Origin of the sequence: Microcoleus sp., from assembly GCF_049646505.1 — a bacterium.
Taxonomy (GTDB): domain Bacteria; phylum Cyanobacteriota; class Cyanobacteriia; order Cyanobacteriales; family Microcoleaceae; genus Microcoleus.
Genome location: NZ_JBARVX010000079.1, coordinates 1 through 12,834 on the forward strand (window position 1 = coordinate 1; position 12,834 = coordinate 12,834).

The 12,834-nt window shown below is 48.4% G+C and carries 8 protein-coding genes; 5 read left to right on the forward strand and 3 right to left on the reverse strand.

Annotated elements, in window-relative coordinates; all coding sequences use genetic code 11:
- The first annotated feature begins 170 nt into the window (after positions 1–170).
- On the forward strand, positions 171–443 hold the full coding sequence (locus tag WBA89_RS04265; RefSeq protein WP_333092688.1) for a DUF1816 domain-containing protein: 273 nt from the start codon (positions 171–173) through the stop codon (positions 441–443).
- A 169-nt stretch (positions 444–612) separates the two neighbouring features.
- On the opposite strand, the gene WBA89_RS04270 is transcribed toward WBA89_RS04265, so the two are convergent.
- The 3 genes from WBA89_RS04270 to WBA89_RS04280 form a co-directional block, all read right to left on the reverse strand.
- Complete coding sequence (locus tag WBA89_RS04270; protein ID WP_424404290.1) at positions 613–1,623, reverse strand: DnaJ C-terminal domain-containing protein; 1,011 nt, start codon at positions 1,621–1,623, stop codon at positions 613–615.
- 83 nt (positions 1,624–1,706) lie between these two features.
- A complete protein-coding gene (locus tag WBA89_RS04275) occupies positions 1,707–2,105 on the reverse strand; it encodes a hypothetical protein (protein ID WP_424404291.1) in 399 nt (132 codons plus the stop codon).
- A 647-nt stretch (positions 2,106–2,752) separates the two neighbouring features.
- A complete protein-coding gene (locus WBA89_RS04280; RefSeq protein WP_424404292.1) occupies positions 2,753–4,042 on the reverse strand; it encodes a glucose-1-phosphate adenylyltransferase in 1,290 nt (429 codons plus the stop codon).
- Between the two features lie 754 nt (positions 4,043–4,796).
- Between WBA89_RS04280 and WBA89_RS04285 the strand changes: the two genes are divergently transcribed.
- From WBA89_RS04285 to WBA89_RS04300, 4 genes are all read left to right on the forward strand, one after another.
- Positions 4,797–6,254, forward strand: coding sequence for a glycoside hydrolase family 13 protein (locus WBA89_RS04285; RefSeq protein WP_424404293.1), 1,458 nt, complete (start codon positions 4,797–4,799; stop codon positions 6,252–6,254).
- A 170-nt stretch (positions 6,255–6,424) separates the two neighbouring features.
- A complete protein-coding gene (locus WBA89_RS04290) occupies positions 6,425–8,245 on the forward strand; it encodes a DUF389 domain-containing protein (RefSeq protein ID WP_424404294.1) in 1,821 nt (606 codons plus the stop codon).
- Between the two features lie 143 nt (positions 8,246–8,388).
- Positions 8,389–9,945, forward strand: a complete 1,557-nt coding sequence (locus WBA89_RS04295) for a Na+/H+ antiporter (RefSeq protein WP_424404295.1) — start codon at positions 8,389–8,391, stop codon at positions 9,943–9,945.
- A 1,641-nt stretch (positions 9,946–11,586) separates the two neighbouring features.
- On the forward strand, positions 11,587–12,648 hold the full coding sequence (locus tag WBA89_RS04300) for a sodium-dependent bicarbonate transport family permease (RefSeq protein ID WP_424404296.1): 1,062 nt from the start codon (positions 11,587–11,589) through the stop codon (positions 12,646–12,648).
- Positions 12,649–12,834 lie beyond the last annotated feature (186 nt).

A 12,834-nucleotide genomic window follows, 5' to 3' on the forward strand; every position in this document is an offset into this window, starting at 1 on the left:
GTATTAGATCGCCGAAACCTCAAACTATTATCCACCAAAATGCAGATATTAACCAGCATTTACCCTCAACAATTACCAGAGCTAAATCAGCATATAGGACGATCCGATCGCTCTATTTGTCCTGATATCTTAAAAACGTTAAAAACTAATGGAATTGGGGAATCGCTACTATGTTCGGACTTTATTTATTAGGTATGTACGTTGCTGCTTTCTGGATACTAACTCAACCGATGGGCGGTAGAAGTCGCCAGTGGTGGGTGGAAGTTGACACAGATTTGCCCAAGCGCACCTATTATTTTGGCCCCTACGAAAGCAAAGATGAAGCTTCTCACAACACCAACGGCTACATCAAAGATTTGGAAAAAAAAGGAGCTAAAAACATTAGCATTAAAATCCAAGAAGGTAGCCAACCCAGTCAGCTAACAGCTAGCGATGAGTCTTGAGAAAGTGGAACGAGCGAGTACGAATAGATCGATCGAGCTTGCATCCAATGCACAACGGGTTCACCAATATCGATAACTTCAGATCCGCGATATTTGCAAACCCCCCTCAACCCGACAGATGACTCGCTTTCCTTCTTGGCTTTGTCTGGTACGCGCAATGCAGGTTGTTTCAAAGTAGCGCTTGGCTTAAATTGCTCCGGGGATTAAAAGTGCGATTTGCCTGGATTTTTTCATAGCATTCGCGCTCTAGGGCGGTGAGATCCTTCGGCGGGACGATCGCAATTTTGACCAACAAATCAGTGCGTTCATCCTTCTTCGGTTTCGGCCATCCTTTACCTCGCAACCGCAAAGACTGACCGGAGCGCATCCCGGCTGGAAATTTTACAACTATCGTACCTTCAGGCGCAGGCACTTCAATCGAAGCTCCCAACACCGCTTCATCGGGAGTTATCGGCACTTCGCAGATTAAATTCTCTCCCTCAAACTGGAAAAAAGCGTTAGGCAAAACTTCTAATTTGAGGTACAAATCTCCCTGCTGCTTCGTGTACGGGTCAACTTGACCTTTGCCTTTCACCCTAATTTTGCTGCCGGTTTTCACACCCGCAGGAATCGAAACTTCGCCCGTGGCGACTCGTTTAGAAGTGCCGCGAAACGCTTCCCCCAGAGTTAGGGAAATCGTCACCTCGGTATCGAGAGAGCCTCCTGCGCTGCGGTTTTCGTACCCCGCAAAATCTTCAAATCCCCCAAAACCGCCCGGCCCGCCGCCGCGGTAGGTGCTGTAATTCCACTGACCGTTGCGACCAGCACCCGCACTGCCGCCGGCCGCGCGGCCGAGCAAAGCATTGATAAATTCGTCAAAACTGCCGTACTGGCTGAAGTCAACGCCGCCAAAGTCTACAGTTGTACTGTTTCCGCCGCCGGGCCATCCGCCGCCAGTTGTAGCCGCTTGCTTCCAGTATTGACCGTATTGGTCGTATTTTTGGCGTTTTTCTGGATCTGAGAGCACTTCGTAAGCTTCGTTTACTTCTTTAAAGCGAGCTTCGGCTTCTTTGTTTCCTGGGTTCATGTCCGGGTGATATTTTCGGGCTAGTTTGCGAAAAGTTTTTTTAATTTCGTCTGAGCTGGCGGCTTTGTTGAGTCCCAAAATAGCGTAATAGTCTTTAAAATCTGTTGCAGACATTAAGCAATCCTCTCTTTATTAGTTGTTAGTTGTTAGTTGTTAGTTGTTAGAAAAAATAAATTCCTAATTAGCAAGATGGCGAGTTAGTTTGAGGCGGCGGGCAAAACTGCCTGCTGCATCTGATTTAAATTATAGGTTATCAAAGATTGAAACTCGATCGAGTTCGGTTGTTGCTTACCGGACATCGCAATTTCCGCACCTGGCTGCTGTTGAAGATTTTGAGCAGTTGTGCGCCTTGGGGATTTTGGCGCGGCGGGCGCGCCTGAGAGTGCCACCGCCATTCTACGCGAGTCGGGGATAGCTGCTGCAGTTGTTGGCGCGAGTTCTTTTGAGGGTTGATTGGCGCGGACGATCGATCTTTTTGCTCTTTTTTTGCGGTGCGCGGTGCGATCGAACTTTTCTTTCTCTAGCTTTTCGACCAATCCCAATCCTAGCAGGTTCTCATCATCAAGTTTCGGAGATTTTGCTGTCTCAATTGTCACTGGATGTTACATTAAAACGCGCCGCAATTCAACAATCTTTAGAGATATTTTTTCCTTTCCATACCTGTGGTATATTATATTATTCGGACAGTATATTTTTACAGCCAACTCACAAAATAGAACATAATTTCTCCCTAGTCTGTTAACTAGATCGCACACTTTCCGAAAAATTAAGATAGGATAGTATATTAATCAGCTTTTGATGCTACGAGGGTTTTCATATGATCAATTATTTACTAAGTTGGCCTTGTGGTTGCTGCGACGATTGGAAAGATCGCTCCGAGAGTTGTGTGGCGATCAGAAACGGGCAGCGCATTTGTCAGTCGTGCTACGATCGCAAATACAAAAATCAGAAGTCATCCGCCAAACGCAGGCGATCGAACATATCTGTCTCGCAACACCCAGTAACAGAGACCGTACCGTATTAAAACGCGGTGTTCTTACCCTGCAAATATTTCGCAAATTTCGCACCAGCCGTTGCCATTAATAATCAACTAAAAAAAAATGATTTAGTCATCAGTTATCAGTCATCGGTCATTGGTAATCTGTCACTAACTTAGTTATAGATCGTCAGTCACCTGAAAATTAGGTGACTGATTTTAAATTAAAAAACTAATGACTGATAACTGATGACTAATGACTAATAACTAAATGATAGTTCCATCAGGAATCGTCGCGTTTTTCAGGACTACGACAATGCCGCTGCGGATGTAAAAACCTTGGTTTTCGCGGTTAGCTTCTTCCACTCGGTCTTTATTAATTATTTGAACGTTGCGGCCGATGCGGGTATTTTTATCCACAATCGCGCGGCGAATTGTAGTATCGGCACCGATACCGAGGGCGACACCGCCGCTGTCCAAACTCGAATGCCGTTCGGCGTCGGGTTCGTAGAAGTCAGCACCCATAACCAGGGTATCTTGAATCGTACATCCAGCTTCAATGCGCGATCGAACTCCCAATACCGAGTGGTCGATGCGGCACTCTTTGAGAATGCAGCCTTCAGCAATAATCGATTCGGTGATGTGAGTATTTAAAAGCTTAGTCGGCGGCAAGAAACGCGGGCGAGTGTAAATCGGCGCTTTCTCATCGTAGAAACTAAAAGGAGGCTTAGGCTGTTTAGTCAGAGCCAAATTAGAATCATAAAAAGCCTCAATTGTTCCGATATCTTCCCAGTAATCGTCAAACAAATAAGCTTGAACGTTGTGGTCTTTTGAAGAATTCGGAATAATCTCTTTACCAAAATCAGTTTGGTTTGGAGATTCTTTCAGAAGTTTAATCAAAACTTCTTTTTTAAACAGATAAATCCCCATCGAAGCAATGTAAGGACTTTCCTGAGCCTGCTGCGCTGTCAGTCCCAGTTTAGTAGTATCCACCTGCATTTGTTTGAGCGGATCGCCTTTTGGCTTTTCGCTGAAAGAAACAACGCGGCCGCTTTCGTCGATTTTCATCAAACCAAAATCCGACGCCCGCTTCTCGTCCATTGGCAAAACCGAGAGGGTGATATCGGCGTTGGTTTCGCGGTGTCTCTCCACAAACTTCTGGTAGTCCATGCGGTAGAGGTGGTCGCCTGAGAGAATCAAGAATTCGTCAACGTCCCACTGTTCTAGCAGCGAGAGATATTGGCGAACTGCGTCTGCTGTCCCTTGGAACCAGTTGGCATTTTCCTGAGTTTGCTGGGCGGCGAGCACCTCGACAAATCCCTCGCTGAAGCCAGAAAACTGGTAAGTGCGGGCGATGTGCCGGTTCAGCGATGCCGAGTTGAATTGGGTGAGAACGTAGATTTTGAGTATTTCGGAGTTGATGCAATTGCTGACAGGAATATCGATGAGGCGATATTTGCCGGCCAGGGGAACTGCGGGTTTGGCCCGCAGTTTGGTTAGGGGGTAAAGGCGGGTGCCTACACCGCCACCGAGGATGATGGCTAAGACTTTTTTCAAGGAACTTTCTCCCTAGGGTGGATTAACTCTCCAAGTACAGTGTCGGATGGTGAGGGCTTCTTGACAAGGGGGGGGAGCAGGGAAGTTTTGAGTTTTGAGTTATTCAGTTGGGCCGATGGGGCTCAAACGCGGTTTTTTAATCCAAATACTTTGTTCCCAGCTTCAATCAGATTTAAAAACCGGGTTTGTGAGAGTTGGAGTGCGGAGGGGATTGGAGTTTTGAGTTTTGAGTTGTGGGTTCAAATACTCATCAAGAAATAATGGATCTTTGAAAAAATTTTGAGTTGTGAGCTCAAATACTCATCAATAAATAAGGGCAGTTTAAGGAAACAATAAGGTTGGGAGTTTTGGCTGTCAATTACAATTTTTCTGGGTTAATTCTCAGTTCTGGCAATTTCTCGATCGAGGCTCGATCGCCCTGCTGTTGCGGTTCGTGCCAGAGATCGCACTTTGACCCCCTAGAATGCTCTGTTTTTGCCCCAAGAGCGGGCGTTAGCTGGAGTTCGATCCGGTCTTTTTCCTAGCCTCCTCTGCGGGGCGAGTCCGACTCCACAGTCAGGAACCGCCGCCCGTCGGGACGACAAACTTCTAAGGGAGAATCAGTGAGAAATCTGAGATTGACTGCAAATTTTTGTGATTTTTGACGGTCGGTCGATCGACCAAACTCGATCGAGTGTATATTTTATACCAAAAGCTATATCCGCTAGCAACCTCTGCTACTGTAGCCTAAGCCATAGCAAGCTCGGAAAATTGTATGCAAATTCACACCCCCGACTGGGTTAAACACGCCGTATTCTACCAGATATTCCCCGATCGCTTTGCCAAAAGCAAACAACACCGCAAACGCCTGCTGCAAAACTTCATGTGGGAAGAATGGCACGAAATTCCTACCCTCCAAGGCTATAAAGGAGGCGATTTGTGGGGCGTTATGGAACAGCTAGATTACTTGCAAGATTTAGGCATTAATGCCATTTACTTTACCCCCATTTTTCAGTCGGCCAGCAATCACCGCTACCACACCCACGACTACTATCAAGTCGATCCGATGTTGGGCGGCAATCCAGCTTTTAAAGAACTTCTAGACGCAGCCCACGACCGCGACATCAAAATCGTTCTCGACGGCGTATTCAACCACGCCAGCCGCGGCTTTTTCTTCTTTCACGACATCCTGGAAAACGGCCCGGCTTCTCCTTGGCTGGATTGGTTTCAAATTGAAGGCTGGCCCCTGTCGGCCTACGACGGCAATTTCCCAGCTAATTATCTCGGTTGGGACGGCAATCGAGCTCTGCCTGTATTCAACCACGACAATCTAGAAGTGCGAGAATACATCATGGAAATCGCCGAATACTGGATTAAATTCGGCATTGACGGCTGGCGGCTGGATGTTCCTTTTGAAATTAAAACAGAGGGATTTTGGCAGGAATTTCGAGACCGAGTGAAAGCTGTTAATCCCGAAGCTTACATTGTCGGCGAAGTCTGGGAAGATGCGAGGGAATGGCTGGACGGAACGCAATTTGACGGCGTGATGAATTATCTGTTTGCTGCGCCGACTATTGCTTTTGCTGCGGGCGATCGAGTAGATGTGAACCAATTAGAAGGTCGTTCTTATTACCCCTATCCGGCGCTGTTTTCCAAGCAGTACGGGGAGAAAATTCAGGAAGTTTTGGAATTGTATCCGTGGGAAATACAGCTAACTCAACTCAACTTGTTAGCCAGTCACGATACTGCCCGGTTGCTATCAATTGCTGGAGACGACAAAACAAGCGTTGAACTTGCGACTTTGCTGCTGTTAACTTATCCCGGAGCTCCCAGCATTTATTACGGCGATGAAGTTGGTTTGCCCGGTGCTCTAGATCCTGATTCTCGCCGCAGTTTTCCCTTGACGGCTGACTGGGAACTTGATGTTTTAGATTACCACAAACAGTTGATAGCTTTGCGCCACCAATACGCCGCCCTCCGCACAGGGAATTACCAAATTCTGTTTGCTGAAGGCACGGTTTATGTTTTTGCTCGAATTTTGGAGGATGAAGAAATAGTTGTTGCTGTTAATGTGGCAATTCAAGAGGTAAAGGTGAGCTTTGAAACACCTAGTTTGAAATCTCTTCACGACAAATTGCTGTTTGGTAAAGGTGAGTTTGTTTGGAAAGGTGAAGGGGAAAATCGGAAGTTAGAATTGATGCTGCCCGCGCGATCGGGTTTAATTATCGGTTGAGCTAATTAGCGATTCATAATTTAATCGGGTTTGCAGTTGGGTTGGCACTCTCCGCCCAACTGCAAACCTTACAAATACGCAAGCAAATCTGTCGGTAATGCCACAACGACAGGTATCAGCCGTCCCAAGCTGGGCCAAGCAGAAAAACTACCAGTTGTTTCTCAAAATATATGACGAAACGGTTAAGGATATTAGCAGCATTCCCTCGCTTGAGCCGCTGGTTTGCCCATAATTTAGGTGTCAGCAACGTTCGCAAAGAACAGGTATATTTGGACATTGCTAAATCCGTGACGCTGACGGATGCCAGTTATTGGATTCAAGTTTTGTTTTCTGCTGGGATCGCTACCCTGGGACTGGTGTTGAACAGTCCGGCCGTCATCATTGGCGCGATGCTGATTTCACCCTTAATGGGGAGTATTTTGGCGAACGGGCTGGCTCTAGCCACTGGAGACGCGATTTTAGCGCTGCGGGCTATTATCAATCTCATTTTGAGCTGCGGGCTGGCTATTGCCTTTGCGGTTGTTTTGGTATTGATTCTGCCTTTTAAGGAAATGACCGGCGAAATTTTGGCGAGAACTCAGCCAAATCTGCTGGATTTAGTGATTGCGCTGTTTTCTGGGGCTGTGGGAGCAGTGGCTATTTGCAAGGAAGCTAAAGGAGTTGTTACGTCTATTCCGGGGGTTTCGATTGCGGTGGCGCTGATGCCGCCGCTGTGTGTGGTAGGTTACGGGATTGGGATGGCGGTGAGTCTGAGTGCTGGAAGCGGGTTGGCGGTGGCGCGAGGGGGAGGATTGCTGTTTTTTACCAACTTAGTCGCTATTACGTTTATGGCGATGCTGGTGTTTTTGGTTCTGCACATTGATAGTTTTCCGGTACGGGAGCGCGTGCGTGCGTGGCGGGAAAGCAATCAAGAAAGCATTTGGGTACAGTCGTTGGTCGATCGAATTCCGGCGTCGGATCGATTGAAGCGCATCGGTAGTTTGCCAAGTCGCCTGCTGCTGATTTTGATAACTGTAGGATTGATTTCGATTCCTCTGTATAAATCCTACAATCAACTTAGTGACGAAATCGATCGCAAGCAGGAAGAAAATCGACTGCGTAATAACGCCACCGAAATCTGGCAAAAAAACTTTGGTAGCTTTCCTGATGGTAAGGTGCGATCGTACATCAGTCAACTCTCGTTTCGAGAACAAGAGCGTAAATTGGTTGCCCAACTTCAGGTGGTTACTAGCAAAGTCTACACCGAAGCCGAACGAGATAAATACAAACAACTGCTGTCGGCGAAGCTGCGGATACCGCTGGAGTTAATTAATTTGAATCTGATTCAAATTCCCATAGCCTCTAACGAACTGTTACCGCCAAAAGTTTCAGAAACAATCCAGCCAGAACCACCTCCGACAATTGCCGAATTGCAATCGAGTTTTTTGAGCGGCGTGGAGTCGGCGCTCGATTCCCTGAGTTTGCCGGGGCCGGCTCAATTGGTGAGTTATCAGGCGATTACTAGCTCGGTGACGCCGTTAAGGATTCAGATTATTTACTTGAGCCAGCGGGATCTCGATCGCGATGGACAAGCACTGCTGGTGCAGGGTATCCGCAGTCAATTAAATTACCCTGCGGCAGAGGTAAGCTTTAATCGGATTGCACCGGTTGCTGCAACAGTTACCTTTGCGTTAAATCAATCTCAAATTCCGGCAAATCAAATTCAATTACTCGATCGGCTGGGTAAGATGGTACAGGAAAATCCTACATTCCAGATTGAAATGAGTTCTGGTCAAGCGCCATCTGAAATTGGAACGCCCGCCCGAGAGCGATCGATCGCGATCCGCAATTACCTGCAAACAAAATGGCAAATTGGAGCCGAACGCTACATTACGAAAACTGCCACAGCAACCCAACCCATTGTCCAATTGAAAACTACTCTCAAAAAACTGCCCAAAAACTCCTCACCCTCTGTTCTGCAGGATGCAGTTGAAGGAGAAGTGACACGCTGACTATTTTTAACACCAGTGTCGAAAAGACGGAATGTGATTTCCCCAAAACCCATCTGTAGGGACACGGCAGTGCCGTGTCCCTACAGAAAATCATTTAGGATTGCTATATGCAATCCGATCATTACAAATAGGAAAATTTTAAAATGATAGAGACAAGTCTACAAGAAGTGGCGATCGAAGAAAGTTTGAAGCAATTTTTGCTGGTGCTCTCGGTTTCTTTGAGTGTCGCCACTCTGCCACAAATTGTTAGTTGGTTGCGCCGCATTCCCTATACGCTGCTGCTGGTGATTGTGGGAGCTGCGCTGGCTTTGGTCGATGTGCGGTTGGTGAATCTTTCGCCTGAATTGATTCTGTTGATTTTTCTGCCGCCTCTGCTGTTTGAAGCTGCTTGGAATTTGAAGTGGTCGAGTTTAAAACAGGATTTAATTCCTATTTGTCTTTATGCTGTTTTCGGTGTGCTGATTTCCATTGCGGGTGTGGCAATTGGTTTGAATCAATTTGCCGGTCTTTCTTTGGGAACTGCGCTGATGATTGGGGCTACCCTTTCAGCTACCGATCCGGTTTCGGTGACGGCTTTGTTTCGGGAGTTGGGGGTGGAGAAGCGTCTCAGCACTTTGATGGAAGGCGAAAGTTTGTTTAATGACGGGATGGCGGTTGTGGCGTTTGGATTTCTGGCTGCTTTTGCTCGGGGAACTGCTAATTTATCGCCGGGGCCGATTTTGCTGGAGTTGATAACGGTGGTGGGGATTGGGCTGGGGGTTGGCGGGCTGATCGGGTTTGCGATTTCTTATCTGACGCAGCGGTTCGATTTGCCTCTGGTGGAGCAGTCTCTGACGTTGGTTTCGGCCTACGCTACTTATTTGATTGCTGAGGATTTGGGGGGTTCGGGGGTGATTGGGGTGGTCGCGACGGGGCTAATTTTGGGCAATTTTGGTTCTCGCATCGGGATGAATCCTCGCACTCGGATTATTGTGAGCGAGTTTTGGGAATTTTTAGCTTTTTTTGTGAATTCGATTGTGTTTTTGCTGATTGGCGATCAGATTCGGTTTGGGAGTTTGGGCGAAAATTTGGATGCGATCGCGGTGACGATTGTGGCGGTGATTGTAACGCGGGCGATCGCCATTTACGGACTGGGAAGTCTCAGCAACCGTTTTGCCGCATCCGCCATTCCGCTGCAGGAGCAAACGGTGCTGTGGTGGGGAGGGCTGCGGGGTGCGGTGTCGGTGGCTTTGGCTTTGAGCGTACCTGAAGGTTTACCGGGCCGGGAGGTGGTGATTGCGACGGTTTTTGGGACGGTGCTGTTTACTTTGTTGGTGCAGGGACTGACTATTCAGCCTGTTCTGAAAAAATTGGATCTGCTGGGGGATGGGCCGATGCGCGGGGAGTATTTGGAGGCGATCGCCCGTCGGGCGGCTTTGGGTAGGGTGCTGCAACGGTTGGGTGAGATGGAGGAACAGCCGGGGGTCGATCGGGAGTTTTATGAGTATCAAGAATCGCTGGTTAAGGGGGAGTTAACGAGGATTGAGGCGGAGGTCGATCGGCTTCAAGATGAATATCCCGATCTCAGCACGTTTATTGCTGAGCAAGTTCGAGGTGAGTTGCTGGCGATCGAGGCTGACACCTATGCTGAGTTTGTAAGGGCGGGTCGCTTAAATCAAGAACTGTCTCTGTTTTTGGGGGTTGAAAATATGGCAGAGTAACTATAGCTTTTCTCGCACCGTTTGTGAGTTTCTTGCTCCCGGACCTTAATAAAGTCCGGGTTGGGGTGGGGTAAAAAACTTTAGCGCCGCAGCAAAGATCGCTATATAGCGGTTCTCACAAAGGTGAGGTATGCCCGATGCTTTTAGGCCCTATGCCCTATGCCCTATGCCCTATGCCCTATGCCCTATGCCCTATGCCCGATGCCCGCGAGAGCACCTCATCTTTGTGAGAAAGGCTATATAGCAATCCTAAATCATTCGTAAATAGCTGCAGGGGTAGCGGACGGTGCGTGCCTGCCCCGTCTGCCGGGGCAACCGCCGGGGGTTTGGCCCTACCTGATTTGATCGATCGCTCTTGACCCAAAGACGAGCGGGAAGCCCAGGGCTACCGACATGGGGAGGAACGCGGCCGCGACTCCTGAAGTCGCCTCAAAATGATTGCACAACTTTAATTGCAGCGATCTACTAATTAGGGCGATTAAGAATAACCATCTACGTGTTGAAACAATTTCACAAAGCGTACAAGCTGTTGTGCAAATAAAAATTGTAGATTTTGATGACAGTCAAAAATTGTCAAATTCTCTCCCCCTCTCCCCTTCTCCCCCGATCCCCACCAGACCCTCAATTGCCACACACAATCTATACGAGCAACAGCTTAGCATTTCGAGTTCTGGTATGAGGTGCCGCCGGCCGGGAGCGGGCATACCTCACAGCGCGATCGAACCGCTATAACTCCTGATTTAGCTCGTCTGGGCCCTTTGCCCGGTTAAACAAGCAACAGTAAATTGTTGAGCGTACCTATCTGGCGTTGCTGTGGACTCAGAAATCATAAAAAAGCTCAAAGTATACGCAAGATTTGGACTCGTTCCAGCTAAGTGAGTAGAGGTGCCAGGGGTAACACCTTTGAAAGTTTCTTTGTGGAATACATCAAGAATCCCCCCCGATTTATCGGTGGGAAGTATCAATTTTGACATCCACCCACAGCTAAAACCAGGGATTCCCAAGACTCACAATTTAGGTTTCTGTTTCCTTCCTTAAGCGAGTTGGTAGTTGTCTGAGAGAATGTATTGTCAATACATCTGCGATCGCACTTCAAACACAACTCTAATTTATGTTTCGTATATGAAATTCAAATATAACTTGCGTGTTGAAGGCGATCCCTTCCAGAATCTCTAACCGACATTCGGCAGGTCTTAACATTAATTGGGAATTTTTATGTAAAAAATGGCTGTAATTCTTTGCAGACAAGCATTCCGCTAATATGTAGGAAGATGAATCTCGATCTGTCCGTGTTTGTTAGTTATCAATAGCTGTTAATTATTGAGAATATTTTTGAGGTTAAATTCCTAGGATGACGTTTTTTAGTAAAAATACTTTTGACTGCGCTATGAAGTGCGGAATGTGGACTCTAATCATAGTATTATCCATATAGAAGGAAGCGATCTCATTTGTTCAAGTCAATGGAGCTTTTAACTCTATTGCCCGCAAAGTTCCTTCCGACCACGGCAAGGCAGTAATCTCCTAACCCCATAAAAGGGAATTATTGCCTCGTGGATTCTGTGGAAGCCAGCTACCCAGCATTCGAGGTCATGCTTGCCTGCCGTCCTGACCCCTAAATTCCGATCTAGGAGAAATTACAACGTGGATTTTTTGTCCGAATTCTTGACTCGCTTCGTATCGCAGTTACAGTCCCCGACACTCGGTTTTCTAATTGGTGGCATGATCATTGCCTCCCTCGGTAGCGCACTAGCAATTCCAGATCCGGTGTATCAGTTCATCGTCTTCATGCTGCTCATGAAAGTCGGCCTGACCGGTGGCCAGGCGATCCGCGAATCCAATCCGGCGGAGATACTGTTGCCCGCGTTGTTCGCCGTGCTAATAGGGATCCTGATCGTGTTCATCGGGCGCTACACCTTGGCAAACCTGCCGAACGTCAAAGTCGTGGATGCCCTTGCAACCGCGGGCTTGTTCGGTGCCGTGAGCGGCTCTACTCTCGCCGCCGCCCTGACGCTACTGGAAGAGCAAAACATCCCATACGAGCCTTGGGCCGCCGCACTCTATCCATTCATGGACATCCCAGCCCTCGTGACTGCGATCGTCTTGGCCAGCATTTATACCAAGAAGCAAGAGTCTCTCATCAACAGGCAGCGCACGATCGCAGGCTATGCCCCCAGCGAGCAGCTCGATACCGCAGACGATCGGGTCAAGATATGGCCCATCGTGAAGGAAAGCCTCCAGGGTTCTGCCCTAACGGCACTGCTGCTCGGTCTGGCTCTAGGCCTGCTAACCCAGCCGAAAAGTGTCTATGAAACCTTCTACGATCCCCTCTTCCGCGGTCTGCTTTCGGTACTGATGCTGATCATGGGTATGGAGGCCGCCGCAAGGCTTGCCGAGCTGCGTAAGGTGGCCCAGTGGTTCGCCGTATATGCCTTTGTGGCACCGCTGCTGCATGGATTGATCGCCTTCGGTCTCGGCTGGGTTGCCCACGTCACCACGGGATTCAGCCCTGGCGGCGTCGTGATTCTGGCCGTCATCGCCGCCTCTAGTTCAGACATCTCAGGACCGCCGACTTTGCGAGCCGGTATCCCGGCGGCCAATCCCTCCGCCTACATCGGCGCGTCCACAGCCGTCGGCACGCCGGTTGCGATTGCCTTGGGAATACCTATCTACATCGGGCTTGCCCAGGCGTTGATGGACGGCTAATCTCAGAGGGGGCGCGATCGATACTGTCGGCGACCAATGTGGCAGCTATAATATCAGGGCGATGTGCGATTCGTTTAACCTAAATGGGTAGGTTTTCCTATCCAGGGACGGTTAGCCTAACTCTCAACGGAGTTAGTGATAACTGATTACACTTATGGGTGAGGCATTAAGTCAAGTCCCAGTCCG

What these genes read in the sequence shown, in the direction of transcription:
- WBA89_RS04270 (WP_424404290.1), bottom strand. Translation starts at nt 1,623, where the DNA reads ATGTCTGCAACAGATTTTAAAGACTATTACGCTATTTTGGGACTCAAC.
- WBA89_RS04290 (WP_424404294.1), top strand. Translation starts at nt 6,425, where the DNA reads ATGACGAAACGGTTAAGGATATTAGCAGCATTCCCTCGCTTGAGCCGC.
- WBA89_RS04285 (WP_424404293.1), top strand. Translation starts at nt 4,797, where the DNA reads ATGCAAATTCACACCCCCGACTGGGTTAAACACGCCGTATTCTACCAG.
- WBA89_RS04265 (WP_333092688.1), top strand. Translation starts at nt 171, where the DNA reads ATGTTCGGACTTTATTTATTAGGTATGTACGTTGCTGCTTTCTGGATA.
- WBA89_RS04295 (WP_424404295.1), top strand. Translation starts at nt 8,389, where the DNA reads ATGATAGAGACAAGTCTACAAGAAGTGGCGATCGAAGAAAGTTTGAAG.